Below are 26,717 nucleotides of genomic sequence, written 5' to 3'. Positions count from 1 at the left end.
AGAAACTGAAGCATGAGTAAGGTCAAATCGGTGGAGAGACGGAGCGTGGCACTGGCGCTCCACTTCCCGATACACGCCTTCCCTTCGTCATCCAGGATGGGCTACCATGCAGACCTCCGACAATGTTGGGGAAAATCGCTGCGATGCAGCGAAGGCCGACGCCGCGACGACACCGGTCGGCCCTGTCTGGGAGGGTGGAGTGGGCGACAACGTCGATTTCGAAGCGCTGCGCCAGCGCGCGGTTCACTCCCTCTCCGAACATCTGGAAAGCATGTGTGTCGGCGCCGTCACCGTGGACCATAACGCCCGCATCGCCTGGATGGATGACAAGTACAAGGCCCTGGTGGGGTTCAAGGGCGATCCGCGCGGCAAGCCGGTTGAGGATGTGCTTCCCAAGAGTTTGCTGCGCCATGTCATCGAGACCGGCCAGCCGATGCCGCTGGACATCATGGAGTTCGGCGACCGCTCCTTCGTGGTCACCCGCCTGCCGCTGTGCGGGCCGGACGGCGCCGTCATCGGCGCCATCGGCTTCGTGCTGTTCGACCGCGCCGAGTATCTGCGCCCGCTGGTGAAGAAGTACGAGCAGTTGCAGGAGGAGCTGGTCCGCGCCCAGCAGGAGCTGGCGCATGAGCGGCGGGCCAAACACTCCTTCTCGCAGTTCCTCGGAGCCAGCGAATCCGTTCGCGAGATCAAGCGGCTGGGCCGCCGTGCCGCGCAGATGGATTCCACCGTCCTGCTGCTGGGGGAGACCGGGACCGGCAAGGAGCTGCTGGCCCAGGCGATCCACAACGCCGGCCCGCGCGCCAACCGCCCCTTCGTCGGGGTGAACGTCGCGGCGATCCCGGAAACGCTGCTGGAGGCCGAGTTCTTCGGTGTCGCCCCAGGAGCCTTCACGGGCGCCGACCGGCGTCACCGCGAGGGCAAGTTCCAGCTCGCCAACGGCGGCACCCTGTTCCTCGACGAGATCGGCGACATGTCGCTGCCGCTCCAGGCCAAGCTGCTGCGCGTGTTGCAGGAGCGGGAGATCGAGCCGCTCGGCTCCAACAAGGTGACGCGGGTCGATGTGCGGATCATCGCGGCGACCAGCCGCGACCTGCTCGGGCTGGTGAAGGACAAGCAGTTCCGCGCCGACCTCTATTACCGGCTCAACGTGATTCCCATCACCCTGCCGCCGCTGCGCGACCGGCCGGAGGACGTCGAGAGCATCGCCGACCGCATCCTGGAGCAGCTGGCGATCCAGCAGGGCACACCGCCGCGCGAGCTGCTGGAATCGGCGGTGCAGGTGCTGCGCGAGTATGAGTGGCCGGGCAACGTCCGCGAACTCTACAACACGCTGGAGCGGGTGGTGGCGTTGACCGACGCGCCGATCCTGACGGCGCCGCGCATCCGCAGCGTGCTGCCCGGCGTCCATCATCACCCGGCCGGCGCCTCGGCGCTCGCCGCGCATCCCGGCACCCGGCCCTTGCAGGAGGTGCTGAGCGCCGCCGAACGGATGGCCATCGCGGCGGCGCTGGAGGAGGCCGGCGGCGTCAAGGCGCGGGCGGCCAAGCTGCTCGGCATCTCGCGCGCCTCGCTCTATGAGCGGATGATGTCGTTGGGGCTGGGTGCCTCGCCCCAGTGACCCGGCGGGCCGCCTGGCCCGGTGCCGTCAGTCCAGCCGGCCTCCGGCGATCCGGGAATCGGTCCGGGTGGCCAGAACGGTGTCCACCGCGATCCGCAGCGCGGCGGCGACGCTGTCGACGCTCATCGACGGGCTTCCCGGATGGCGCGCCGCCTGCTCCGGTGACAGCGGAACATGGATGAAGCCGACCCGCATCGTTGGCCGATGCCGCGCCCGCAGGTGGCAGGCGCCGTAGAACAGATGGTTGCAGACAAAGGTCCCCGCCGTCTGCGACACCGAGGCCGGCAGGCCGGCGGCTTGCACCGCCGCGACGATGGCCTTGACCGGCAGGCTGGCGAAATAGGCGTCGGGACCGCCGGGAACGACCGGCTCGTCGATGGGCTGGCGGCCGGCGTTGTCGGGGATGCGGGCGTCGTCGAGGTTGATCGCCACCCGCTCCACGGAAACATCGGCGCGGCTCTGCGCCTGGCCGACACCGAGCACCGCCACCGGATCCGCGAGCGCCACCGTCCGCTCCAGCGCCGTCAGCGCCGCGCCGAAGACGCAGGGGATGCGGTGGACCACCACGCGATGGCCCCGGCATTCCCAATCGGCGAGCCGGCGCACCGCCTCCCAGGACGGGTTGACGGATTCGCCCGCGAAAGGCTCGAAGCCGGTCAGCAGAACGGTGCGCATGACTTTCTCTCCGGACCTTGTTCCAACCGCCGGCACGCCGGGCCGTCACGCGGCGTGCCGACACTCTCGACAAAAGAAAAGGCCGGACGGTGACAGACCGTCCGGCCGCAAGGTGAGCCTCTGCCAGGAAGCGGAAGCCCGACGCACCCGAGGAGGAGCGCATTCCAGAAAAACACGGCGAACGGTCGCCCAAGGCGGCCCGTTTCGAGTCGAAAGAGGTCGCACGGCAAGGCCGCGATCCGGTTTCGACTCTTACAGATCGCCCGGAGAGCGTCAATAAATAACTCACCATGAGTTATTCACCGAGCCAAAAAAGAGCGCCGCAATTGGGATTGCGGCGCATTGGGGAAACGGAGCGGGGCAGAGCGCGCGACCGGCGTCACGCCGCGGCGGCAAGCTCCAGGGTCTGCTTGGCGACCTTGGAGAAGGCCTTCTCCTCGATCTGGCGGATGCGCTCGCGGCTGACGCCATAGCGGACGGCCAGATCCTCCAGGGTCAGCGGCTGTTCCGACAGGCGGCGCGACGTCAGGATGTCGCGTTCGCGGTCGTTCAGCACCATCATCGCCTCGCGCAGCAGGGCGCTGCGGCGGCCGGCCTCGCCGCGCTCGATCAGATGGTCTTCGACGGTCGGGCGCTCGTCGGCCAGCAGATCCTGCCATTCCGAATCGCCCTCCACCGCGATGGGTGCGTTCAGCGAGGCGACCGGGGCGGACAGGCGGCGGTTCATCGCCACCACGTCACTCTCGCCGACCTCCAGGTCGTTGGCGATGCGGGTGACGCTCTCCGGGGCCAGATCGCCGTTGCCCAGCTCGCCCAGCTTGCGCTTCAGGCGGCCCAGGCTGAAGAACAGCTTCTTCTGGGCGGCGGTGGTGCCGATCTTCACGAGGCTCCAGGAGCGCAGGATGTAGTCCTGGATCGACGCCTTGATCCACCACATCGCGTAGGTGGACAGGCGGAAGCCGCGTTCCGGCTCGAATTTCTTGACGGCGGTCATCAGGCCGAGATTGCCCTCGGCGATCAGGTCCGACAGCGGCAGGCCGTAGCCACGGTAGCCGCCGGCGATCTTCACGACCAGCCGCAGGTGGCTGGTGACCAGCGCGTGCGCGGCCTTGACGTCGCCATGCTCGCTCCACGCCTTGGCCAGCATGAACTCGTCGTTGGCGGCCAGCACCGGATAGCGGTGGGTTTCGTTGATGTAGCGGGTCAGGGATTCGCCGGTTTCCGGCGAACGGAGTGCGAGCGCGGTGCTCATGTCACATCCTCATGCAAAGCGATATGACGGGAACGGACCCCCCATGCGGCGGGATCCGGCCTCTCCGACGGAGCAGGTTGGTTAATCTTAAGAAATTGGCCGGGCCTGTCAAGCTTTTGGCCCGAACATTGACCTCGCTCAGTGCAGGACTGCCACGCGCGTGGCAGGAGGGAGGGTCGTCGGGTGCGTCATCGCGGACAAGCAGGAGCACCAATGCCCATGAAAATCGCGGTCGGGACCCAGGATTTCCGGACCATCGCCACCCATGGCGGCCGGACGCGCCGTTTCCTGGTCTTCGAGGCGGAGGCCGGCGCCGCCCCGGTCGAGACCGGCCGGATCGAGCTGGCCGAGGATGAGGTCCTGCATCTGTGCGGCGACGGACGGCCGCACCCGATCGACGCGGTTGGCGTGGTCGTCGTCGGAGCGTCCGGCGCCGGTTTCGTCGCGCACATGCGGCGGCGGGGAATCGAGCCGGTGACGACGACCGAAACCGACCCGCTCCAGGCGATCCGCGACTGGTTCGCCGGCGCGGTGAAGACGGCCGGGGAGCCCGCCCACCCGCACGAGCACCACGACCACGGGCATGACGCCCACACCCATGCCCATGGAGAGCCGGTCAGATCGGAAAGCTGACCCCGGCGGTCGTTCCGCTCGCGTCGGAATCGGTGGACAGCGTGTCGCCGAGCTGGCCGGCGAGAGCCTCGGCCAGCATCAGCCCATCCTCCGCCGTGGTGTCGAAGCCGGCGGGCAGGGCGCGGCCGTTGTCCTCCACCGTCAGGCGGGCGCGGCCGTTCGGCTCCTGCCGCACCGACACCCGGATCCAGCCGTCGTCTGGATAGGCGTGGTGCAGGCAGTTGGTCACCAGCTCGGCGATGATCAGGCCGAGCGGCATCGCCTCGTACAGCCCGACCTGGATCGGGTCGGAGCTGACATGGACGGGGATGCGGGCCAGCCCGCCCGGCGTGCCCTCCTTCACCGTCTCGCACAAAGCCTCGACGTAGCGGCCCAGATCGACATGGGTGCCCGATCCGGTCTCGTGAAGCTGGCGGTAGAGGATGGCCAGCGCCTCGATCCGCAGCATCGTCTGCTCGTAGGCGGCGCGGGCGTCCGGGTCGCGGATGCGGCCGGCCTGAAGCTTCAGCAGGCTGATCACCAGTTGCAGGCTGTTCTTGGCGCGGTGCTGAAGCTCGCGCAGTTCCGATTCCAGTTCCTGGATGCGGCGGTTCAGCCGGTCTTCCGGCGCCTCCGCTTCGGGCGCGCCGCCGGTTCGGTCCGGGGGAAGAAGCGCGGCGCGGGGCCGCAGGGGCATCGGCATCGGGACGGTCTCGGCTCGGGCGGCAGGATGGGGGCGATGGGGCGACAGTATGGGACGGCACGGCGTCACGAGGGAACCTGCTTCAATCTAGGCCCTCGGCGTGCCGTCCAAACCGGTTCTAAGGGAGTAATCCGGCGCGCCTAGTCGAAAGGGCCGCCGCCCCTCCACCGCCGGCCGGGACTTGGCCGCCCCTTCGCTTCCGGGCTTCGGCGAACGGGCGACACCCAACGGGTGGTTCCCTCGATCGAACGGGCGTGGCATGAGTGCGGGCATGACGACGCGCACGAAAACCCTCTCCGCCCTGTTGCTGCTGGCCCTGTCCGGCGGCTGCGCCGCGCTGGTCGGCACCGACCGGCCGAACGCCGCCGCATCCCCGGAGGGCGCGACTCCGGGAGCCGCGATTCCGGTGATGCTCGACCGCGAACGGCCGGGCGTGGACCGGGTCGGCGGCCTGCGCTTCCTCGGCGCTCTCGACCTGAGGGCCGAGGGACTCGGCGGGCTGTCCGGCCTGTGGGTGGCGCCGGAGGGCGACCGTTTCGTCGCCGTCGCCGACACCGGCCTCGTCGCGACCGGCCGCCTCGACCACGATCCGGCCGGCCGGCTGACCGGCGCGCGCGACCTGCGGGTGCGGCCCCTGGCGGTCGAGGAGGGCATCCCCGGACGCAAGCGCCGCTCCGACGTGGAGGAGCTGGCGCGCCTGCCCGACGGCGGATGGCCCGATGGCGGATGGCCCGGCGGCGGATGGCTGGTGGCGTTCGAGCGCGATCACCGCATCTTGCGCTACCCGGCCGGGGAGGGCGGGCCGGCCGGCACCCCCGTCCCGGTGCCGGTCCCCCCTGACGTCGCGGAGGGCAGCCCGCCCAACAGCGGCCTGGAATCGCTGACCCGCCTGTCCGACGGACGCTTCCTGACCATCGAGGAGGGGGCGGACGGACTCCAGGATCGGCGCGCCTGGGTGACGCGCACCGCCGCCCTGCCGGAGTTCCGCGAGGACTGGCGGCCGCTGGCCTACCGGACGGCGCCGCGCTACCGGCCGACCGGCGCGGCGCCGTTGCCCGACGGCGGGGCGCTGGTGCTGGAACGGCGGGTGTCGCTGCTCGGCGGCTGGTCGTCGCGGGTCGTCCGGGTCGCGGCGGCCGACCTGCGGGAAGGGGCGGCGGTCGAGGGGCGGGAGCTCGCCCGGCTGGAGTCCCCGCTGCTCAACGACAATTTCGAGGCCATCGCCACCCGGCGCGGGCCGGCGGGTGAGGTGCTGGTCTATCTGCTGTCCGACGACAATTTCAACGCGCTCCAGCGCACCTATCTGGCGCTGTTCGCGCTGGAGGAGGCGCCGCCCCGCGCGGTCAGCGCGGGACGCTGAGCAGGCCGCCGGCCTCCATCAGGCCGAGGCCGGCGCTGATGGTGACGAAGGACAGCGCGGTCGCCGCCAGCAGGGCCGCCGCGCAGACTCCCTCCCGCCCGTATTTCTGGCCGAAGATCGGGTAGACGGTCAGCATCGGCGCCGCCGCGAAGAGGATGGCGGCGATCTGGAGCTTCGGGTCGATCGGCGGCAGCAGCAGCAGCGCCGCAAGGACGGCCAGCGGGTGCAGGATCAGCTTGCCGCTGACGATCTGGAGAAGGTCCGGCAGCATCCCGCGCACCCGCAGGCCGACCAGCGTGCCGCCGACCGCGAAGAGGGCCACCGCGCCCGACGACGCCGCGAACAGATCGACCACCCGCGCGACCGGGGCCGGCGGCGGGGCGCCGAGCAGGGCGAAGGCGAAACCGGCGACGATCGCCAGGATCAGCGGGTTGCGCGCCAGCCGGCGGAAGCTGGCGGCGACGGCCCGCCAGGGCGAGCCGCCATTCGGGCCGCCGCTCTCGGCCAGCGCCAGGACGATGGGCAGGACCACCATGTTCTCGACGATCATCGTCAGCGCCAGCCCCACCCCCGCCGCCGGCCCCAGGATCTGGAGGACGATGGGGTAGCCGATGAAGCCGCTGTTGGAGCAGGCCATGCCCATGCCGTTCATCGTGCTGGCCGGCAGGCTCAGCTTGCGGCCGAAGCGGGCGACGGCGATGCCGAAGGCCAGCACCGTCAGCGATCCCGTCGCGTAGGCCAGCAGGTAGGTGCCGTTCAGGATCTCGCCCAGCGGATGCTGCGACAGCGCGCGGAACAGCAGGGCCGGCAGCGACAGGTTGATGACGAACTTGCCCAGCCCGGCGACGTCGGCCTTGGTCATCACGCCGAAACGGACGGTCAGATAGCCGATGGCGATCGTGAGGAAGATCGGGGCGGTGACGGTGGCGATGTCGATGTCCTGCATGATACCGGGGCTTATAGCAAAGTCCGCCGGCCGGAGAACCGCCATGCCTCCGGTTGCGGCGCGATGCGGCCCTGCGGATTTCGCGGGTGTCGGCCGTTTCCGCCCGCCCGGCCCGCGGTGGGTGCGGTCAGGACGCCCAGGGCCAGCGCAGGATGACGGTGGTGCCGCGCCCCGGCGCGCTGTCCAGCGTCAGGGCGGCGCCGATCAGCTCGGCCTGTTCGCGCAGGCCGAGAAGCCCGAAATGATTCGCCTGATCGGCCGTGGGGTCGAAGCCGACCCCGTCGTCGCGCACGCTGGCCTGGAACGCCGCGGCACCGTCGCCGCCCTCCACCAGCGCGACGGAGACCGCGACGCTGGTGGCGTCGGCGTGGCGGACGGCGTTGCGCAACGCCTCCTCGATCATCCGGTAGAGGGTCTCGGCGGCCTGGCCCGTCATCCCCTCGGCCCCGCCATCCACCGCCAGCGACAGGCGCGCGGCGCTGCGGTCCTGGATCTGGCAGACCAGACGGCGCAGCGCCGGACCGAATCCGTCGTCGCGCACGGGGGAATAGCGCAGTTGAGACACCGCGCCGCGGGCGTGCGCCAGCCCTTCCTGCGCCGCCTCGTCGGCCCGGCGGATCTCCTCGGGCAGGCGCGAGGGATCGACCTCCACCAGCTTGCGGATCAACCGGATCTGGGTCAGCAGCCCGAGCAGCGTGTGGGCCACCGTGTCGTGCAGGTCGCGCGAGATGCGCAGCCGCTCGCGGACGATGGCGGCGGCGCGGGTCTCATGGCTCAGCCGCTCGATCTCGCGGGTGCGCTCCTCGACGCGGGCGTCGAGCCGTTCGTTGCTCGCCGACAGCTCGGCGTTGGCCTGTTGCAGCGTGCCGACCAGCGAGGCGATGGAGCGGCCGATCCGTCCGGCCTCGTCGCGCCCGGTCGGCCCCTCGAAGCCGGTCTTGCGGCCGGTGCGCAGGTCGTCGGCGGCCTCGGCCATCGCCGTCAGCCGGCGCATGATCCGGCTGGCGACCAGCACGCTGAGCAGCGTGGCGAACAGCCCGCCCAGCGCGATGGCGGTGAAGATCGACACCGAGGCGCGGTCGGCGGTGCGGAAGGCGGTCGCCACCGGCTCGCGCACCATGACGCTCCAGCCCAGGCCGGGGAAGTCGGCGAAGCCGCTGCTGCGGGCGATGCCGCTCAGCAGCCCGCCCTCGACGCTGTGGCTGGTGCCGAAGGGGTGGGCCGACAGGTCGATGCGGGTGCCGCGCGGAGTCTGCCGCGACCCGAACAGCACGGTGCCGTCGATGCCGAGCAGCAGCACCTCGGCCCCCGGCCGGTCCTTCAGCGTGGCGAGCGTGCCGCGCTGCAACGCCTCGATCCACGACCAGCCGAGCGTCACCGCCAGCACGCCGCGAATGCTCCCGGCGCGGTCGAGCACCGGGGCCGACAGCTCGACGAAGCGGCGCGGCTCGCCGTTGCGCAGCGGCGGCAGCAGCCGGTCGAGCAGCAGCTCGCGGTGGGTGTCGCCGATGTAGGGGCCGAGGAAGGCGCCGGTGTACCAGGGGCGCAGCACCACCGACTGGCCGACCAGCACGCCGCCGGTGCCGGCGACCACCGTGCCGTTCAGGTCGATGATGCCCGCCCATTCGATCTCGGCCAGCGCGCCCTTCAGGTCGGCCAGGGCCCGGTCAGCGTCCGGGCCGGCCAGCCCGCCCTCCCGCACGCCGATCAGGGTGGCCGACGCGGCGACCCATTCCCGCCGGCCGGCGAGGTTGGTGTCGATGGTGTCGATCAGCCGTTGCGCGTGGGTGGCGTAGAGCTGGCCGATCTCGCGCTCCAGCGCCTGCCGCGCCTCGCGCATCGTCCAGAAGCCGACGAACAGGGCGACCGCCAGCGACACCAGCGCGATCGACCAGCCGATCGCCGCCGCCAGCCGCCAGCGCGGATCGACGCTGCGCAGCAGAGGACCGGCGCCCGTCTCCCCCACGCTTTCCCCGACGCCGCCGCCACCACCGAAAGTGACGTTCGTCATGCCCGATCCGTGTCTTTCGTCAATGTTCGAACACCGCCCACGTGAGTCATGATTTTGCCAACGGAAGGTTGGTTCCATGAAGCATGCGGCGCAGGCGCTTGTCGAGGAGGTCGCGGCCCGGTCCGGCGTTCCCGTCGCCCAGACGGCGGCGGCGCTGGATGCGCTGCTGCCGCTGCTGGCGGCGCGGCTGCCCTCGCCGGTCTTCGGCCGGCTCCAGCGGATCTTGACCGAGGACGGGGAAGCCCCTTTCCTGGACGGCCATCCGGAACCCGGCCCGCCATGACCCCGATCGATCCCCCGAACAGCCCTCCCATTCGAATCGTCATCGCCGAGGATCAGCAACTGATCCGCCGCGCCTTCGCCAACCTGCTGTCGCTGGAGGCCGACATCGAGATCGTCGGCCAGGCCCCCGACGGGGCCGAGGCGGTGGAGCTGTGCCGCCGCTTCCGGCCCGACGTGGTGCTGATGGACATCCAGATGCCCCGGCTGGGCGGCATCGCCGCGACGAAACAGATCCTGTCGGAGTTCCCGGCCACCCAGGTGGTGGTGCTGACCACCTTCGACACCGACGACCTCGTCTTCGGCGCCATCTCCGCCGGGGCCGCCGCCTATCTGCTGAAGGACGCCTCGGAGGCGGAGATCCTCGACACCATCCGCGGGGTGATGCGCGGGGAGACGCGCATTTCGCCGCACATCGCCCGCAAGCTGTTCGACGAGCTGCGCCGCTCCCGCCCGGCGCCGCCGCCGGAGGGCGCCAGCCTGCCCGACCTGACCGAGCTGACCGACCGCGAGCACGCCATCCTCGACCTGATCGCCCAGGGCCAGAGCAACCGGCAGATCGCCGGCGGCCTGTTCCTGGCCGAGGGGACGGTGAAGAACTACGTCAGCCGCATCATGGAGAAGCTGGGCGTGCAGTCGCGCACCGAGCTGGCGGTCAAGGCGCTGAGGACCCCGAAGCGCTGAACGTTTCCGAATACGCGTGATCGCGGATTGTTTGATATTATGACTTTCGTCACGTCGCAATGTGACGCCCGGCAGCTGTCGCCGCCGCCGTTTCCGGCCGATACTGCCCCCAAGAATGGCGGCAAGAGCCGCGCGGGACGGGAGGATGAGGAAATGCGTCGGTCCATCGCGACCGTGTCGCTCAGCGGCACGTTGCCGGAGAAGCTGGAGGCCATCGCCGCCGCCCGTTTCGACGGCGTCGAGATCTTCGAGCCGGACCTGACCGGCCACCACGGCCGCCCGCGCGAGATCCGCGACATGGCCGCCGACCTCGGACTGACCATCGACCTGTTCCAGCCCTTCCGCAACGCCGAGGGCGTCGAGCCCGCCCGCTTCGCCCGCAGCCTCGACCGGCTGGAGCGCAAGTTCGACCTGATGGGAGAGTTGGGCACGACGCTGATGCTGGTCTGCTCCAACGTCGAGCCGGACGCCATCGACGACGACGGGCTAGCCGCCGAACAGCTCCGCGCCATGGCCGAGCGCGCCGGCCGGCGCGGCATCCGGCTGGGCTACGAGGCGCTGGCCTGGGGCACCAACGTTTCCACCTACGACCACGCCTGGCGGATCGTCGAGCGCGCCGACCACCCGCATCTCGGCCTGATCCTCGACAGCTTCCACACGCTGGCGCTGCCCCACGACTGGAGCGGCATCGGCGACCTGCCGGGCGACCGCATCTTCTTCGTCCAGCTCGCCGACGCGCCGCGCCTGGACATGGCGACGCTGATGCTGAGCCGGCACCACCGCTGTCTGCCGGGGCAGGGCGAGTTCGACGTCGGCGGCTTCACCGAGGCGGTGCTGCGCGCCGGCTACACCGGCACCCTGTCGCTGGAGATCTTCAGCGACGCCATGCGCAGCGCCCCGGCCCGCCAGACCGCCAAGGACGCCATGCGCTCCCTGCTGCACGTCGAGGAGCGGGTGCGCCGGGTCGAGGCGGCCCGGCGGGAACCGGCCGCCGCGCCGCCGCGCCGGGTCGAGCTGTTCGACCCGCCGACCCCGGCCCGGCTCGACGGCATCGCCTTCGTCGAGTTCGCGGTCAGCCACGCCTCGCAGGCGAAGCTGGCCGACGAACTGACGCGGCTGGGCTTCCGCCGGCTGGGCCGCCACCGCAGCAAGGACGTCACCCTCTACGGGCAGGGCGACATCCGCTTCGTGCTGAACGCCGAGCCGCATTCGACCGCCCATTCCTACTATCTGCTTCACGGCACCTCGGTCTGCGCCGTCGCCTACGAGGTGGACGACCCGCTGCGGGCGCTCGGCCGGGCGGAGGCGTTCGGCTGTCCGCGCTTCGAGGGGCGCGTCGGCCCGAACGAGCTGTCGCTGCCGGGCATCCGCTCGATCGGCGGCGAGCTGGTCTATTTCACCCGCCGCCGCGCCGACGGCTCGATCGATTTCGAGACCGACTTCAACCTGGAGGACAGCGGGGAGGCACCCGGCGACCTGCGCCGCATCGACCACATCGCGCAGGTGCTGCCGGAAGGCGCGCTCGACGCCGCCGTGCTGTTCCACCGCACCGTGCTGGATCTGGAGCCGGAGCCGGTCTTCGTGCTGCCCGACCCCTTCGGCCTGGTGCGCAGCCGGGCGATCTCCGACCGCCGCCGCCGGGTGCGCTTCCCGCTGAACATCGCCAGCGGCCGTAACACCACGACCGCCAAGTCGGTCTCGACCTATCTCGGCGCCGGGGTCCACCACATCGCGCTGGAGACCGCCGACCTCTTCGCCGCCGCCGAGGCGCTGCGCGCGACCGGCACCGCGATCCTGCCGATTCCGACCAACTATTACGACGACCTCGCCACCCGCTTCGACCTCGACGACGATCTGCTGGCGGCGATGACCCGGCTGAACATCCTCTACGACCGCAACGGCGACGGCGAATTCTTCCAGCTCTACACCCAGCCCTTCGAGGGGCGCTTCTTCTTCGAGCTGGTCGAGCGGCGCGGCGGCTACGACCAGTATGGCGCGGCCAACGCCTCGATCCGCATGGCCGCCTTCAGCCAGCTCGGCGCCAACGACACGCTGGTCGGGTAGGGGCATGCACGCCTCCACGCACGACGGCTCGACCCGCCTCTTCTTCACCATCGGCCATCCGGTGGCGCAGATCCGGATGCCGCTGATCATGCCGGCGGTCTTCGCGGCGCTCGGCGTCAACGCGGCGTGGCTGGCGCTGGACATCGCCCCCGGCGAGCTGAGGGGCGCGCTCGACGGCCTGCGGCGGGTGCGCAACCTCGGCGGCCTGTCGGTGACGATCCCGCACAAGCCCGACGCGCTGGCCGCCGCCGACCGCGCCAGCGACCGCGCGCGCGCCGCCGGCGGCGCCAACCTGCTGCGCTTCGAGGCGGACGGCTCGCTGACCGCCGACATGGTGGACGGGCTGGGCTTCGTCGAGGGGCTGCGCGCCCGTGGCTTCGAACCGGCGGGCAAGAGCGTCTGGCTCGTCGGCAGCGGCGGGGCCGGGGCCGCCGTCGCGGCGGCCCTGTGCGAGGCGGGGGCGGCGGCGCTGGCGCTGACCGATCTCGACCGCGCCCGCGCCGAGGCGTGCGTCGCGCGGCTGGCCGGCCTCTTCCCGGCGGTGGCGCTGTCCGTCTCCGGCAAGGCGCCGGAGGGCTGCGATCTGGCGGTCAACGCCTCGCCCTGCGGGCTCGGCGCCGACGACCCGCTGCCCTTCGACCCGGCGGCGCTGGCGCCCGGCGCGCTGGTCGCCGACGTCATCATGAAACCGGCGGTGACGGCGCTGCTGCGCGCCGCCTCGGCGCTCGGCCATCCGGTGCAGCCGGGGCGCCCGATGCTCGATCACCAGCTCGCCCCGGCGCTGCGCTTCTTCGGGATCGACGCCGGTGCGGATCGGGTTCTCGCGGCGATTCCCGCGTGATGTTCAAGAACCGGTTCAAAAAATCCAACGGGAGGATCATCCAATGACGTTCAAGACCTTCGCCGCCGGCGTCGCGCTCGCCGCGGCCTTCGCCGCCCCGGCCTTCGCCGACACGGTCAAGCTGATCGACGTGATCGAGCTGTCGGGTCCGGGGGCGCCGGCCGGCACCAACTGGAAGAACGGCTCCGATCTGGCGGTCGCCGAGATCAACGCCAAGGGCGGCATCCTCGGCAAGCAGATCGAGCTGATCCATTACGACAGCCAGACCAACCCCGGCGCCACCCGCGCCGCCGTGCAGCGCGCGGTGGACGAGGACGCCTACGTCGTGCTGGGCCCGATCTTCTCCGGGCCGATCAGCGCCTCGATGCAGATCACCCAGCGGGCCGGCGTGCCGCAGATCGTCGGCGGCGAGGCCTCGGCCTTCACCAAGCAGGGCAACCCCTACATCTTCCGCACCTCGCTGAACCAGGCCGATTCGATGCCGAAGCTGGCCAACTACCTGCGCGACGAGGTGAAGGCCAAGTCGGTGGCGGTCGTGTGGATCAACAACGACTTCGGCAAGGGCGGGCGCGACGCGATCATTCCGGAGCTGCAAAAGCGCGGCATCCAGGTCGCCGCCGACATCGCCACGGAATCCGGGCAGGCCGATTTCGCCGCCGACGCGATCAAGGTGAAGAACGCCAACGCCGACGCCGTCTTCGTCTATCTGAACGAGGAGGAGAGCGCCCGCTTCCTGCGCGCCGTCCGCCAGCAGGGCATCGCCAAGCCGATCATCGGCGAGACGACCCTGCTCGGCGCCAAGGTGATCGAGCTGGCCGGCGAGGCCGCCAACGGGGTGAAGGGCCATGTCGGGCTGCTGGTCGACGCGCCCAATCCGGGCTTCCAGGCCTTCGGCAAGAAGTACATGGACAAGTACGGCTTCACGTCGGACCACAACGGCATCAAGGGCTACACCGCCGTCTACACGGTGAAGACGATCACCGAGCGCATCGGCAAGTTCGACCGCGAGGCCTTCGCCAAGGCCCTGCACGGCGCCCGCATCGACGTGGCGCAGGAACCGGGCATCCTGATCGACACCAAGTGGCTGGCGAACGGCGACGTCGACCGCGAGAGCTTCCTGGTCGAGGTGACGAACGGCAAGCCGGTGGTCAAGGCGACGCTGCCGATGATCAACCCGTAAGGCGTCTTGGAAAGCCCTCTCCCGCCCCGGGAGAGGGAGGGGACCCGCGCGAAGCGCGGGGAGGGTGAGGGGCGATCGGAGCATGGGGTTGAACCATGGAGCTCCGCGCCCCGGCCCTCTGGATTCTCGGGTAGCCCCTCACCCTTCCCATGCTGCGCATGGGCCCCTTCCCTCTCCCGGGGCGGGAGAGGGAGATGAACATCAGGAACGCTGACATGGACCAGTTCCTTCAGCTCATCGTCGCCGGGCTGGCGACGGGCGCGATCTACGCGCTGGCCGCCATCGGCTTCACCCTGGTCTGGCAAACCTCCCAGACCATCAATTTCGCGCAGGGCGAGTTCGTCATGCTGCCGGCGATCCTCGTGCTCGCGGCGTCCCATGTCGGGCTGCCGATGTGGCTCGCCTTCGTCGTCGGAACGGTCGGCTTCGTCCTGCTGTTCGGCTTCGGCTTCAAGCGCTTCCTGGTCGAGCCGATGCAGCGCCACGGCGTGCTGCCGCTGGCCATCGCCACCATGGCGCTGTCGGTGCTGATCAAGGAGGCGGCCAAGAACGGCTTCTCCGCCGAGGCGCAGCAGTTCCCCTCGCTGGTGCCGGACGGCACGCTGTCGATGCTGGGGGCCGCCGTGTCGGTGCGCGACCTCGCCATCTTCGTCGTCGCCGTCGCCGCCATCCTCGGGCTCCAGGCCTTCATCACCCACACCCGCACCGGCCGCACCATGCAGGCGACCGCGCAGAACCCGACCGTCGCCCGCATCCTCGGCGTGCCGGTCCAGCGCATGATCCTGCTGACCTTCCTGATCAACGCGGCGCTGGCGCTGGTCGCCTCCTACCTGATCTCGCCGGTCTATCTGGCGAAATTCTCAAACGGCGAGCACATCGGACTGGCCGCCTTCATCGCCGCCATCGTCGGCGGCTTCAACCAGATCCGCGGCGCGCTCGCCGGCGGCTTCCTGATCGGTCTGATCGACAACCTCGCCGCCGCCTACGTGTCCAGCGCCTACCGCACCGCCGTGCCGCTCGTGGTCCTGGTCGTCGTCATCCTGGTCAAGCCCGAGGGGCTGCTGGGCCGCAAGGAGGAGCGCACGGTATGACCCGCAAGCTGAACCCGACCCTGCTGATCGTGCTGCTCGCCTTCCCGATCCTGTGGTTCGCCCCCGCCGGGCTGAAGAGCTACGGCCTCTACGTCGTGGCGCTGTGGCTGGTGATGTCGATCGCCGCCATGGGGCTGAACCTGACGCTGGGCTACGCCGGGCTGACCTCGCTGGCGCAGGGCGCCTTCCTCGGCATCGGCGCCTACGCCACCGCCATCCTCACCGTCAAGGCCGGCTGGTCGCTGCCGGCCTCCTTCCTGGTCTCGACCGGCCTGTCCTTCGCGGTCGGCATCGTGCTGGGCTTCCCGGCCCTGCGGGTGAAGCACCATTACCTCGCCTTCGTCACGCTGGCCTTCTCGGTGGTGGTCTTCCTGGTCGCCCGCAACGAGGAATGGCTGACCGGCGGCGTCTTCGGGCTGGCCAACATCCCGCGCCCGGTGCTGTTCGGCATCGACCTCGGCGGCGGGCTGGCCTTCTACCGCTTCGTGCTGTGCGTCACGCTGGTGCTGACGCTGGTGATGTGGTGGCTGCTGCACTCGCCCTGGGGCCGCGCCTTCCTGGCGATCCGCGAGAACGCGCTGCGCGCCGCCAGCCTGGGCATCGACATCCGCGCCTACACGCTGCTCGCCTTCGCCATCGGCTCGGCCTTCGGCGGGGCGGCGGGCTCGCTCTACGCGCCGCTGGTCGAGTTCATCGACCCCGCGCCCTTCGCGCTCTCGGCCTCCTTCGTGCTGCTGCTGACGGTGGTGGCCGGCGGGGCGGGGTCCTTCTTCGGGCCGTTCGTCGGCGCCTTCTTCTCCTACATGCTGCCGGAGCTGCTGCGGGCGACCGGCGGCTGGTACCTGATCATCTACGCCGCCGTCGTGCTGGTGCTGGTGATGGTCAGCCCGACCGGCCTGCTCGGCCTGATCGACCGCTGGCGCGACCACCGTTCCCAGCGCAGGGCCGCCACCATCCGCGCCGCCGCCCGCCCGACGCTGGGCGCCCAGCAAGGCCCCCAGCAAGGATCCGCATCATGACCCGCGTTCTCGAAGTCAACGGCATCCGGAAGCATTTCGGCGGCGTGAAGGCGGTGGACGGCGTGTCCTTCCATGTCGACGAGGGCGAGATCCTGGGATTGATCGGCCCGAACGGCTGCGGCAAGTCCACCCTGTTCAACTGCATCCTCGGCCAGCTCTCGCCGGACGACGGCGAGGTGCGGCTGGACGGCAAGGCGATCACCGGCCTCTACCCGTCGCAGCTCAACCGGCTGGGCGTGTCGCGGACCTTCCAGCTCCTCCAGGTCTTCCCGAACCTGTCGGTGCGCGAGAACCTGATCCTTGCCGGGCAGGAGCACAAGGGGACCATGCTGAAGCGCCTGTTCGGCCCGCGCGACGCCGGGCTGACGCCGGACGCCGACCGCATGATCGCCTTCTTCAAGCTGGAGCATCTGGCCGAGCAGAAGGCCGGCGGCCTGTCCTACGGCCAGCAGAAGCTGCTGGACGCGGCGATGGCCTTCATGGCGGGGCCGCGCCTCGTCCTGCTCGACGAGCCGGCGGGCGGCGTGAACCTGACCATGCTGGCCAACCTGAAGGAGCGGTTGCAGGCGATCAACCGCGAGCTTGGCGCCACCTTCGTCGTGATCGAGCACAACATGGAGTTCGTCATGAGCCTGTGCTCGCGCGTCGTCGTGATGGCGGAGGGCAAGGTGCTGGCGCAGGGATCCCCCGCCGCCGTCCGCGCCGACCCGGCCGTCGTCGAAGCCTATCTCGGCCATTGAGGGGAACCCCGCCATGACCGCCCAAGCCGTTCCGGCCCAGCCCATCCTGACCCTGTCGAACGTCGTCGCCGGCTACGGCAAGATGACGATCCTCAACGGAACCAGCTTCTCCGTCCCGCGCGGCTCGATCACCACGGTGATCGGCCCGAACGGGGCCGGCAAGTCGACCGTCTTCAAGACCATCTTCGGCCTGCTGAACGCGCGGGAGGGGACCGTCACCTTCGACGGCCGCGACGTCACCAACAAGGAGCCGCGCGACCTGCTGGAGGCCGGAATCTGCTACGTCCCGCAGGGGCGCAACATCTTCCCCGAGCTGTCGGTCCGCCACAACATCGAGATGGGCGCGGTCGCCGCCGGGCGCGGCATCACCGACATGCCGGCGCGCATCGAGGCGGCGCTCGACCGCTTCCCCATCCTGCGCCGGAAGGCCGACCAGCAGGCCTCCACCCTGTCCGGGGGCCAGCAGAAGCAGCTGGAGATCGTGCGCGGCCTGCTGCTCGACCCCAAGCTGATCCTGATCGACGAGCCCTCCATCGGCCTGTCGCCGATGATGGTGGCGGAGACCTTCCAGATCCTGACCGAGCAGCGCGACAAGGGCGTGTCGATCCTGATGATCGAGCAGAACGCCCGCTCGGCGCTCGCCATGTCCGATTACGGGCTGGTGCTGGAACTCGGGCAGACGCGCCTGTTCGACACCGCCCCGGCCATCCTGGCCGACCCGCGCGTCGGGCAGCTCTTCCTCGGCGGCTCCCTGGAGGAAAAGGGGGTCGCGGCCTGACCGAAAGGGGTGGCGGCCGGAGGCTCCCGCCGCCGCCGGTTTGGTGTAGGGTGCCAAGCCATTCGTGAACGAAAAGGTTGTCCGATGCCCAGCGCCATCCGCCCGCCGGTCCCGAACCCGCCCGCGGCCGTGATCTTCGACTTCGACGGGGTCATCCTCGATTCCGCCCGCATGAAGACCGACGCGATGGTCGATCTCTTCGGGGCGCGGAACGGCCCCTTCGAGGCGGCGGTCCGCCAGACGGTCTGGCAGAACGGCGGGCTGACCCGCACCGGCTCGATCGCCGTGCTGGAGCGCGGCGTCTTCGGCCGCGAGCCGACGCCCGAGCGGGTCGCCGAGCTCGCCGGCCGCTACGCCGCGATGGTCGACGACGCCGTGAAGGACTGCCCGCTGATCGACGGCGCGCCGGAACTGCTGCGGGCGCTGGACGGCACGCCCTGCCATCTGGTGTCGGGCACGCCGCACCGCACCCTGCTGGACACGGTGGCGCGCAAGGGTCTGGGCGGCTTCTTCGTCACCGTCACCGGCGCGCCCGACGACGGCACGCCGAACGACAAGTCGGCGGTCTTCGCCGGCCTCGTCGCCACCCACGCCCATCAGGCGGAGCGCACGCTGATCGTCGGCGATTCGCTGACCGAACTGGTCGGCGCCCGCCACATCGGCGCGCCCTTCGCCGGGGTGGTGCCGCCGGACGTGCCCGATCCCTTTCCGGCCGGCACCGCGATCGTGCGCGACCTGCACGGGCTGGCGGCGCTGATCGGCGTCGGCTGAGGCCGGCCCGCTACCGGGCCGGCTTCCTCGCCCCCAGCACGCAGGCGACGGCGGCGAGGATCAGGGCGAGCGCCACCGCCAGCCGGGGCGTCACCGGGTCGCCGAGGATGACCACGGCGCCGCTGACGCCGACGATCGGGATCAGCAGCGTGCTGACCGCCGCCTCGCCCACCGTCAGCCGCCGCACGGTCACGTACCACAGCGCCTGGGCGGCGCAGAGCGAGCAGATCAGGTGCCAGGCGAAGCCGGCCCACACGGCGCCGTGGATCTCGGCCAGGGCGGGGCGGCTTTCCGTCAGGGCGGCGAGGATCATCGGCAGGGCGCAGACCACATACTGCCAGCCGGTGATGACGGTCGGGTGCGCCCGCCAGACCCGGCGCTTCATCAGGATGGTGCCGAGCGCCCAGGCCAGCGCCGCGACCAGCATCAGCGCCGGGCCGAGCAGCGCCTTGGGCGGGGCCGACAGCGCCTCCGGCCCCAGCAGCACGAACAGGCCGGACAGGCCGCAGAGCAACCCGGCGATCTGGCGCGGCCCCGGCCGCTCGCCCAGGATGGGGATCGCCATCAGCGTCGCCCACACCGGCATGGTGAAGGCGATGATCGCCGCCTGCGAGGTCACCATCATCGTCTGCGCGAAGGCGGTGCACAGGTTGAAGACCAGCACGTTGCACAGGCCGGCCGCGACCAGCGCCGGAAGCTCGTCCCGGTCGACCCGCAGCCGGTGGCCGGACAGCCGGGCCAGCCCGAGCAGAAGCACCGCCCCCGCCGTGAAGCCGATCGCCCGCAGGCTGAAGGGCGGCACCTGGGAGAGGATCGTCTTCACCGCCGGCCAGTTCAGGCCCCAGAACAGGGCGACCATGGCGATCAGCGCGTATTTCATCGGATCCCGGGCCGGGGCGGGGTCGGAGAGGCCGGCGGTGGCGGCGGTCATCCCAGCGCGGCCCCGTACCCGTCGAGGAAGCTGCCGAGGTTGGCGGCGAGGTCGTCCACCGCGTAGCCGCCCTCCTGCACCAGCACGGTCGGCAGGCCGGCGTCGGCGATCAGCGCGGCCATCCGGGCGAAGCCGGGGGTGGTGACGCCGAAGGCGGCCAGCGGATCGTTGATGAAGGTGTCGAAGCCCAGCGAGATGAACAGCATGTCCGGTGCGAAGCGGGCGATGGCGTCGAGCGACCGACCGATGGTGGCGAGCACCGCCGCCTCGTCACTGCCGATGGGCAGCGGCAGGTTCAGGGTGTAGCCCTCGCCGCGTCCGACGCCGCGCTCCTGCGCGTAGCCGGCCATGTGGGGGTAGAAATGCGCCGGGTCGCCGTGGACCGAGACGAAGAACACGTCGTCGCGCTCGTAGAAGATGTCCTGCGTGCCGTTGCCGTGGTGGACGTCCACGTCGAGGATGGCGACGCGCGCCGCCTTGCCCTGGCTCCGCAGGATCGGCAGCACGGATTCGGCGGCGACGGCGACGTGGTTCAGGTAGCAGAAGCCGCCGGCCATGTCGCGGGTGGCGTGGTGGCCGGGCGGGCGGCACAGCGCGTAGGCCGCGCGGTCGGCGCCGGTGGCGACCAGCCGGGCGGCGTGGATGGCGGCGTTGGTGGCGGCGCAGGTCGCGGTCCAGGTGTGGGCGTCGATCGGGCAGGCCGTGTCGTACATGTGCCAGCCGGCCTGCCCGACGATGGACGCCGGATAGGAGGGCACGCGCTGCATCTTGTGGACGTTGGGCAGCACCACGTCGCCCATGCCGCCCTCGGCCATCCAGCGGGCGTGTGCGGTCTCCAGGAAGGCGAGATAGGCGGGGGTGTGGACGGCGGCGCGCGGGGCCGAACCGTAGTCGTCGGGACGGATCAGGGTGCCGCCGCGCTTCCCGACCAGGGCCGCGAGCGCGCCCAGCCGCTCGGGCTTCTCGGGCAGGGCGCGGAGCTGGCCCTTGTTGAAGTAGGTCGAGGGGCGGTGCAGCGCCGCGTCGGGATGGTGGACGAACTTCATCGGGAAAACTCCGGGAGGATGTGCTCTCCCTCTCCCGCCCCGGGAGAGGGAAGGGGCCCGCGAAGCGGGAAGGGTGAGGGGCGATCGGGCGTGCGACTTCAATCCATGTTCCGATAGCCCCTCACCCTCCCTACCGCTTCGCGGCGGGTCCCCTCCCTCTCCCGGGGCGGGAGAGGGAAACGAAGGGCTCAGGGCGTGCCGGCGGTGGCGACCAGCGCTTCGAACAGCACGGCGGCGCCGCGGGCTCCGTCGGCGGGGCTGATGTTCTCGACTTCGTTGTGGCTGATGCCGTCCTCGCAGGGGATGAAGACCATCGCGGTCGGCACCTTGCCCGCCACATAGACCGCGTCGTGCCCGGCGCCCGACACGATGTCGCGGTGGCTGAAGCCGAAGCCGGCCGCCGCGTCGCGCACGCGGACCACCAGCGTCGCGTCGAACGGGGTGGGTGGGAACTCCCAGAAATCGGCGATCTCGGCGGTCACGCCGGCCTCGGCGGCGATGGCGGCGACGTCCTCGCGGAAGCGGCGGTCCATGCCGGCCAGCGTCGCGGCGTCGGGATGGCGCAGGTCCACCGTGAAGAACACCCGGCCGGGGATGACGTTGCGCGAATGCGGGTGCACGTCGAGGATGCCGACCGTCGTGCAGGCGTCGCCGGGAGTCTCCAGCCCCAGCGCCTGCACCGCCTGGACCATGCGGGCCGAGGCCACCAGCGCGTCGCGGCGCAGGCGCATCGGGGTCGGACCGGCGTGGGCCTCGGTGCCCGTCACCGTCACCTCGTACCAGCGCTGCCCCTGCGCGCCGGTGACGACGCCGATTTCCTTGCCCTCGACCTCCAGCACCGGGCCCTGCTCGATGTGGGCCTCCAGATAGGCGTGCATCGGGTGTTCGACCGGGGCGTCGCCGGCATAGCCGGTGCGGACCAGCTCGTCGCCCAGCCGGGCGCCGTCCTGGGCGATCTTGTCGAGGATCTCGTCCAGCCCGAACACGCCGGTGACGACGCCCGAGCCCATCATCGGCGGGGAGAAGCGCGAGCCCTCCTCGTTGGTCCAGACGGCGACCTCCACCGGGTGGCGGGTGGCGAGGCCCCGGTCGTTCAGCGAGCGGATCACCTCCAGCCCGGCCAGCACGCCGAACACGCCGTCGAAACGGCCGCCGGTCGGCTGGGTGTCGAGGTGGCTGCCCATCACCACCGGGGGAAGACCGGGCTCGCGGCCGGGGCGCCGGGCGAAGATGTTGCCGACGCGGTCGATGGAGACGGTGCAGCCGGCCTGCTCGCACCAGGACACGAACAGGTCGCGCCCGGCCTTGTCCTCGTCGGAGAGCGCGAGACGGCAGCTTCCGCCCTTGGCGGTCGCGCCGATCTCGGCCATCGCCGCGAGGCTGGCCCACAGCCGGTCGGGGTTGATGGGCAGGTTGGAGGGGAAAGGCATGGCATGGGCTCCAGGGAGCGGGAAGGGGGAGGAAAAGGAGAAGGGCGAGGCCTACGCCGCCAGATCGCTGCGGCGCTCGCGCGCCCGCAGATCGACCAGCGCCAGGATGGCGCGCAGCATCGGCACCGGAACCTCGACCCGCTCGGCCAGCTCGATCACCGAGCCGAGGATGGCCTCCAGCTCCAGCCGGCGGCCGGCCTCGTAATCCTGGAGCATCGAGGTCTTGAACGGGCCGACGCCGGCCGCCATGGCGATGCGCTCGTCGACGCTGGTGGCGAAGGTCACGCCCAGCCGCTCGGCGACCGCCTTGGCCTCCAGCATCAGGCTGCGGCCGACCTCGCGGGTGCCGGGGTCGTTGCACAAATCGCCGAGCGTGGCGCCGGTCAGCACGCTCAAGGGGTTGAAGCCGAGATTGCCCCACAGCTTCACCCAGACCGCCTGCCGGATGTCGGACGTGCGCGCGGGCTGGAAGCCGGCCTGCCCGAACAGCGTGACGATGCGGTCCACCACGGGCCGGTCGCGGTCGGCGGCGTCGCCGAAAACGAAACGCTGGTCGCTGATGTGGCGGATGCGGGTCGGACCGTCACCTTCCACCGCGACGAAGGTGGTGGCGCCGACGACCCGGTCGGGGTCGATGGAGCGCCACAGCAGCCCATCGGGATCGACGCTGCGCAGCGGCCGGTCGGCCAGCGGCTCGGGCTGGCGGTGCGGGTACCACCAGGGGACGCCGTTGACCATCGGCACGATGGCGGTGTCGGGCCCCAGCAGCGGCGTGATGGTGTCCACCGTGCCGCGCAGGGCGTGCGCCTTGACGCAGAGGATCACCACGTCCTGGGGGCCGAGCGACAGGGAATCGTCGGTGACACGCGGCGTCAGGCGGGCGACGCGGTTCAGCGGCGTGACCATGGTCAGCCCGTCGCGCCGGATGGCGGCGGCGGCGTTGGGGCGGGCGACCAGCGTCACCTCCGCCCCAGGGGCGCCGATGGCGCCGAGCCGCGCGGTCAGCAGACCGCCGATCGCGCCGGCCCCGACGATGGCGACCTTCATGACCTCGCCTCCGCCGGCATCCGTTGCAGATCCTCGGGGATGTGCCACGCCTTGCCGGGGATGGCGTCGAGCAGGGTGCGGGTGTAGGCGTCGCGCGGGTGGGTGAAAACCTGCCGGGAACTGCCCATCTCGACGATCCGGCCGCGCCGCATCACCGCGATGGTGTCGCAGACCTGGGCCGCGACCCGCAGGTCGTGGGTGATGAACAGCATGGCGAGGCCGAGCCGCTTGCGGATGCCGTCCAGCAGCTCCAGAACCTGCCCCTGCACCGACACGTCGAGCGCCGAGACCGGCTCGTCGGCGACCAGCAGCTTGGGCTCCATGGCCAGCGCGCGGGCGATGCCGACTCGCTGGCGCTGCCCGCCGGAGAACTCGTGCGGGAAGCGGTCGGCCGCCGAGCCGTCGAGCCCGACCATCGCCAGCAGCTCGCGCGCCCGTTTCAGCGCCTTGTTGCGGTCCTCGCCGAAGGCGACCGGCCCCTGCGCGATGATGTCGCCGATGCGGTGGCGCGGGTTCAGCGAGGCGTAGGGGTCCTGAAACACCATCTGCACGGCGCGGCGGTAGGGCCGGAAGCCCTTGGCGTCGAGCGACAGCAGATCGGTGCCCTCGAACAGGATACGGCCGGAATCCGGCTTGATGAGGCCGACGATGCTGCGGCCGAGAGTCGATTTGCCGGACCCGGACTCGCCGACCAGCCCGACCGTCTCGCCGGGGTGAATGGTCAACGACAGGTCGTCGCCGGCCACCACCGGCTTGGACTTCCTGAACAGCCCGCCGCCGACATGGAAGGTCTTGCGCACCTTTTCGGCCACCAGCAGCGGCGCGCCGGTCTTGGCGTGATCGTCGCGGTGCTCGATGTAGTGGGGGACGGACGCGATGAGCTGGCGGGTGTAGGGGTGCTGCGGGCGGTTCAGCACGTCGTCGGCCGGGCCGTACTCGACCAGCCGGCCGTGGCGCATCACCGCGACGCGGTGGGCGATCTCCGCCACCACGCCGAAGTCATGGGTGATGAACATCATGCCCATGTGGTGCTCGGCCTGGATCGACCGGATCAGGTCGAGGATCTGCTTCTGGGTGGTGACGTCGAGCGCCGTCGTGGGCTCGTCGGCGATCAGGATGTCGGGCTGGCAGGCGAGCGCCATGGCGATCATCACGCGCTGCCGCTGGCCGCCCGACAGGCGGAACGGGTAGGCGTCGGCCAGCTCCGCCGGGTTGGGCAGGCCGACCTGATCGAGCAGTTCCACCACCCGCTGGCGCCGGGCCGGGGCGGGCAGGGGGGTGTGGGCGCGCAGCGATTCGCCGATCTGGCGGCCGACCCGCATCAGCGGGTTCAGCGCGGTCATCGGCTCCTGGAACACCATGGCGATGCGGCCGCCGCGCAAGTTCCGCTGCTCGGCCTCCGGCATCGCCAGCACGTCCCTGCCCTTGAACAGCAGGCTGCCGCCGGCCACCCGCACATGGGGGTGCGGCAGCAGCCCCATCATGGCGTGGGCGGTCATCGACTTGCCGGAGCCGGACTCGCCGACGACGCAGAGAATCTCGTCGGCGTTGAGCGTGAAGGTCAGGTCGTCCACCGCCAGCGGGCGGTCGGCGCCGGGCGGCAGCGCGATGCTGAGGCCGCGAACGTCCAGAAGCGGAACGGTCATGTCGGTCGTCTCCGGCACGGCTTGGGCCTGGGAAGGGATGCCTGGAAAAGAAGAATGGCTCATGCTCTCAGCCCCGCGAGCGGGCGAGCTTGGGGTTCAGCGCGTCGTTCAGCCCCTCGCCGACGAGGTTCAGCGCCAGCACGGTCAGCACGATGGCCAGACCGGGGAAGAAGCTCATCCACCACGCCTGCCGGATCACGGTGCGGGCGGCGCCGATCATGTAGCCCCAGCTCATCGCGTTGGGGTCGCCGAGGCCGAGGAAGCTCAGCGAGCTTTCCAGCAGGATGGCGGTCGCCACCATCAGCGAGGCCGAGACGATGATCGGCGACAGGCTGTTCGGCAGGATCTGGCGCAGGATGATGCTCGCGTTCGACTGGCCGGTTGTGATGGCGGCCTGGACGAACTCGCGGGTGCGCAGGCTCATGAACTCGGCGCGGGCCAGCCGGGCCAGCGGCGGCCAGCTGACGATGGCGATGGCGGCGACGATGGTGGTCAGGCTCGGCGTGAAGATCGCCACCAGCACCACGGCCAGCACGAAGTTGGGGATGGTCTGGAACAGCTCGGTGAAGCGCATGATCGCGTCGTCGACCCGGCCGCCGTGGAACCCGGCCAGCGCCCCCAGCGTCACGCCGATGGCCAGCGCGGCGGCGGTCGAGGTCAGGCCGATCAGCAGCGACACCCGCGCGCCGTGGGCAATGCCGGCCGCGATGTCGCGCCCCAGCATGTCGGAGCCCAGCGGCGAGCCGTCCGACAGCGGTGGCTGGAAGGGTGCGGTCGCCATGTCCCACGGATCGCCGGGGAAGAGGACGGAGGCGAAGGCCGCCAGCACCAGGATGCCCGCCAGGATGACGAGGCCGAAGACGGCGCCCTTGTTGCGGGCGAAGGCCTTCCAGAAATCCCCGGAGGAGGAGAAAAGTTTCAACATCAGCGTGCCGCCTGGATGCGAGGATCGACGAGGCCGTAGAGGATGTCGGTCAGGATGTTGAAGAGGATCACCATCACCGAGGTGACGAGGAAGATGCCGAGCAAGACCTGATAGTCGCGTTGCAGCACCGCCTCGAAGGCCAGCCGCCCGATACCGGGCCAGGCGAAGACCGTCTCGATCAGGATGGAGCCGCCGACCAGCTGCCCGGCCTGGATGCCGGCGACCGTGATGACCGGCAGGATGGCGTTGCGCAGGACGTGGCGGGTGACGATGTGCGACGGCGACAGGCCCTTGGCCTTGGCGGTCTTGACGAAATCCTGGCCGCGCACCTCCAGCATCGAGGCGCGGGTGAGGCGGGCGTAGCCGGCCATGTAGAACAGCGCCAGCGTGATGACGGGAAGGACGAGGTGCGCCGCCACGTCGGCGACGTGGGCCAATCCGGTGTAGCCGGCGCCGATGGTCTCGTAGCCGAAGGCCGGCAGCCAGCCGAGCTGGATGGAGAAAAGCAGGCTCATCATCAGCCCGATCCAGTAGATCGGCGTCGCGTAGGCGAGCAGGGCCACGACGGTGATGGCGCTGTCCGCCCAGGTGCCGACGGTGATCGCCGCCAGTGTTCCGAGCGCGACACCGGCGGCCAGCGCCAGCAGGAAGGCGGTCAGGGTGAGGATCAGCGTCGCCGGGAGCCGCTCCGCCAGGATGTCCCACACCGGCCGCTGCTGGCGGTAGGAGAAGCCGAGGTCGCCCTGCGCGATCTTGCCGACATAGGTGGCGAGCTGTTCGTGCAGCGGGCGGTCGAGGCCGAACTGCTGGCGGAGCTGTTCGACGAACTTCTCGTCGGCGGCGCCGGCCTCGCCGGCCATGACCATGGCCGGGTCGCCGGGGGCGGCGTGGACGAGGAAGAAGTTCATCACCACGATGGCGATCAGGATCGCGAGCGCCTTGACGAGGCGGCTCGCGAAGAGGTGGGCGAATCCCAGCATGGGCGTGGTTCCTCGAAAATTCCCTCTCCCGCCCCGGGAGAGGGAGGGGACCCATGCAAAGCATGGGGAGGGTGAGGGGCTATCG

25 protein-coding genes are annotated in these 26,717 nt (G+C 70.7%); 13 read left to right on the top strand and 12 right to left on the bottom strand.

Annotated features, from left to right (window positions below; all coding sequences use genetic code 11):
- Positions 1 to 106 precede the first annotated feature (106 nt).
- Entirely contained in the window at positions 107 to 1,621 is a 1,515-nt protein-coding gene (locus JN22_RS04190; protein WP_085552724.1) for a sigma-54 interaction domain-containing protein, read from the top strand.
- A 27-nt stretch (positions 1,622 to 1,648) separates the two neighbouring features.
- Here the strand turns inward: JN22_RS04190 and pcp are convergent, their stop codons facing one another.
- Both pcp and rpoH read right to left on the bottom strand, forming a co-directional pair.
- Positions 1,649 to 2,296: a pyroglutamyl-peptidase I gene (gene pcp / locus JN22_RS04185; RefSeq protein WP_085552723.1), complete on the bottom strand. Its 648-nt coding sequence runs from the start codon at positions 2,294 to 2,296 to the stop codon at positions 1,649 to 1,651.
- 379 nt (positions 2,297 to 2,675) lie between these two features.
- Complete coding sequence (rpoH, locus tag JN22_RS04180) at positions 2,676 to 3,548, bottom strand: RNA polymerase sigma factor RpoH (protein WP_085552722.1); 873 nt, start codon at positions 3,546 to 3,548, stop codon at positions 2,676 to 2,678.
- 219 nt (positions 3,549 to 3,767) lie between these two features.
- Between rpoH and JN22_RS04175 the strand changes: the two genes are divergently transcribed.
- Positions 3,768 to 4,181: a NifB/NifX family molybdenum-iron cluster-binding protein gene (locus JN22_RS04175; protein WP_085552721.1), complete on the top strand. Its 414-nt coding sequence runs from the start codon at positions 3,768 to 3,770 to the stop codon at positions 4,179 to 4,181.
- Here JN22_RS04175 and JN22_RS04170 read toward each other — a convergent pair.
- Positions 4,165 to 4,863: a sensor histidine kinase gene (locus tag JN22_RS04170; RefSeq protein ID WP_085552720.1), complete on the bottom strand. Its 699-nt coding sequence runs from the start codon at positions 4,861 to 4,863 to the stop codon at positions 4,165 to 4,167. The genes JN22_RS04175 and JN22_RS04170 overlap by 17 nt on opposite strands.
- A 271-nt stretch (positions 4,864 to 5,134) precedes the next feature.
- On the opposite strand from JN22_RS04170, the gene JN22_RS04165 reads away from it, so the two are divergent.
- The gene (locus tag JN22_RS04165; RefSeq protein WP_085552719.1) at positions 5,135 to 6,223 is read left to right on the top strand and encodes an esterase-like activity of phytase family protein; all 1,089 of its coding nucleotides are present in this window, start codon (positions 5,135 to 5,137) and stop codon (positions 6,221 to 6,223) included.
- Here the strand turns inward: JN22_RS04165 and JN22_RS04160 are convergent.
- Together JN22_RS04160 and JN22_RS04155 are read right to left on the bottom strand one after the other, a co-directional pair.
- A complete protein-coding gene (locus JN22_RS04160; protein WP_085552718.1) occupies positions 6,207 to 7,169 on the bottom strand; it encodes an AEC family transporter in 963 nt (320 codons plus the stop codon). The genes JN22_RS04165 and JN22_RS04160 overlap by 17 nt on opposite strands.
- Before the next feature lie 127 nt (positions 7,170 to 7,296).
- Positions 7,297 to 9,180 carry a sensor histidine kinase gene (locus JN22_RS04155; RefSeq protein WP_085552717.1) on the bottom strand — a complete coding sequence of 628 codons (1,884 nt, stop codon included), beginning with the start codon at positions 9,178 to 9,180 and terminating at the stop codon, positions 7,297 to 7,299.
- Positions 9,181 to 9,256: 76 nt separating this feature from the next.
- On the opposite strand from JN22_RS04155, the gene JN22_RS04150 reads away from it, so the two are divergent.
- The 10 genes from JN22_RS04150 (at position 9,257) to JN22_RS04105 (ending at position 18,627) form a co-directional block, all read left to right on the top strand.
- Positions 9,257 to 9,463 (top strand): hypothetical protein, encoded by a 207-nt coding sequence (locus JN22_RS04150; RefSeq protein WP_085552716.1) that lies wholly within the window; start codon positions 9,257 to 9,259, stop codon positions 9,461 to 9,463.
- Complete coding sequence (locus tag JN22_RS04145; protein ID WP_085552715.1) at positions 9,460 to 10,143, top strand: response regulator; 684 nt, start codon at positions 9,460 to 9,462, stop codon at positions 10,141 to 10,143. Before JN22_RS04150 ends, JN22_RS04145 begins: the two co-directional genes overlap by 4 nt.
- A gap of 153 nt (positions 10,144 to 10,296) precedes the next feature.
- A complete protein-coding gene (locus JN22_RS04140; RefSeq protein ID WP_085552714.1) occupies positions 10,297 to 12,207 on the top strand; it encodes a bifunctional sugar phosphate isomerase/epimerase/4-hydroxyphenylpyruvate dioxygenase family protein in 1,911 nt (636 codons plus the stop codon).
- 4 nt (positions 12,208 to 12,211) lie between these two features.
- Entirely contained in the window at positions 12,212 to 13,048 is an 837-nt protein-coding gene (locus tag JN22_RS04135; RefSeq protein ID WP_085552713.1) for a shikimate dehydrogenase family protein, read from the top strand.
- 43 nt (positions 13,049 to 13,091) lie between these two features.
- Positions 13,092 to 14,228, top strand: a complete 1,137-nt coding sequence (locus JN22_RS04130) for an ABC transporter substrate-binding protein (RefSeq protein ID WP_085552712.1) — start codon at positions 13,092 to 13,094, stop codon at positions 14,226 to 14,228.
- A 215-nt stretch (positions 14,229 to 14,443) separates the two neighbouring features.
- The gene (locus JN22_RS04125; protein WP_085553409.1) at positions 14,444 to 15,319 is read left to right on the top strand and encodes a branched-chain amino acid ABC transporter permease; all 876 of its coding nucleotides are present in this window, start codon (positions 14,444 to 14,446) and stop codon (positions 15,317 to 15,319) included.
- On the top strand, positions 15,316 to 16,338 hold the full coding sequence (locus JN22_RS04120) for a branched-chain amino acid ABC transporter permease (RefSeq protein WP_085552711.1): 1,023 nt from the start codon (positions 15,316 to 15,318) through the stop codon (positions 16,336 to 16,338). The genes JN22_RS04125 and JN22_RS04120 overlap by 4 nt, the downstream gene beginning before the upstream one ends.
- Positions 16,335 to 17,078, top strand: coding sequence for an ABC transporter ATP-binding protein (locus tag JN22_RS04115; protein WP_085552710.1), 744 nt, complete (start codon positions 16,335 to 16,337; stop codon positions 17,076 to 17,078). The genes JN22_RS04120 and JN22_RS04115 overlap by 4 nt, the downstream gene beginning before the upstream one ends.
- A 13-nt stretch (positions 17,079 to 17,091) precedes the next feature.
- Complete coding sequence (locus JN22_RS04110; RefSeq protein ID WP_085552709.1) at positions 17,092 to 17,856, top strand: ABC transporter ATP-binding protein; 765 nt, start codon at positions 17,092 to 17,094, stop codon at positions 17,854 to 17,856.
- Positions 17,857 to 17,940: 84 nt separating this feature from the next.
- Positions 17,941 to 18,627, top strand: coding sequence for an HAD family hydrolase (locus JN22_RS04105; protein ID WP_085552708.1), 687 nt, complete (start codon positions 17,941 to 17,943; stop codon positions 18,625 to 18,627).
- A gap of 10 nt (positions 18,628 to 18,637) precedes the next feature.
- Here the strand turns inward: JN22_RS04105 and JN22_RS04100 are convergent, their stop codons facing one another.
- The 7 genes from JN22_RS04100 to JN22_RS04070 all read right to left on the bottom strand — a co-directional run bounded on the left by JN22_RS04100 (position 18,638) and on the right by JN22_RS04070 (position 26,632).
- Positions 18,638 to 19,558, bottom strand: coding sequence for a DMT family transporter (locus tag JN22_RS04100; RefSeq protein WP_085552707.1), 921 nt, complete (start codon positions 19,556 to 19,558; stop codon positions 18,638 to 18,640).
- The gene (locus JN22_RS04095) at positions 19,555 to 20,604 is read right to left on the bottom strand and encodes a histone deacetylase family protein (protein ID WP_085552706.1); all 1,050 of its coding nucleotides are present in this window, start codon (positions 20,602 to 20,604) and stop codon (positions 19,555 to 19,557) included. The genes JN22_RS04100 and JN22_RS04095 overlap by 4 nt, the downstream gene beginning before the upstream one ends.
- A 188-nt stretch (positions 20,605 to 20,792) precedes the next feature.
- On the bottom strand, positions 20,793 to 22,034 hold the full coding sequence (locus JN22_RS04090) for a Zn-dependent hydrolase (protein WP_085552705.1): 1,242 nt from the start codon (positions 22,032 to 22,034) through the stop codon (positions 20,793 to 20,795).
- 51 nt (positions 22,035 to 22,085) lie between these two features.
- A complete protein-coding gene (locus JN22_RS04085) occupies positions 22,086 to 23,081 on the bottom strand; it encodes a ketopantoate reductase family protein (RefSeq protein WP_085552704.1) in 996 nt (331 codons plus the stop codon).
- Positions 23,078 to 24,727: an ABC transporter ATP-binding protein gene (locus tag JN22_RS04080; RefSeq protein ID WP_179166036.1), complete on the bottom strand. Its 1,650-nt coding sequence runs from the start codon at positions 24,725 to 24,727 to the stop codon at positions 23,078 to 23,080. The genes JN22_RS04085 and JN22_RS04080 overlap by 4 nt, the downstream gene beginning before the upstream one ends.
- Before the next feature lie 67 nt (positions 24,728 to 24,794).
- A complete protein-coding gene (locus JN22_RS04075) occupies positions 24,795 to 25,652 on the bottom strand; it encodes an ABC transporter permease (RefSeq protein ID WP_085552702.1) in 858 nt (285 codons plus the stop codon).
- On the bottom strand, positions 25,652 to 26,632 hold the full coding sequence (locus JN22_RS04070) for an ABC transporter permease (protein WP_085552701.1): 981 nt from the start codon (positions 26,630 to 26,632) through the stop codon (positions 25,652 to 25,654). Before JN22_RS04070 ends, JN22_RS04075 begins: the two co-directional genes overlap by 1 nt.
- Positions 26,633 to 26,717: the final 85 nt, after the last annotated feature.

Source organism: Azospirillum agricola (assembly GCF_020005195.1).
GTDB classification, from domain to species: Bacteria; Pseudomonadota; Alphaproteobacteria; order Azospirillales; family Azospirillaceae; genus Azospirillum; species Azospirillum agricola.
This window is presented reverse-complemented; position numbering and strand designations above follow the sequence as displayed.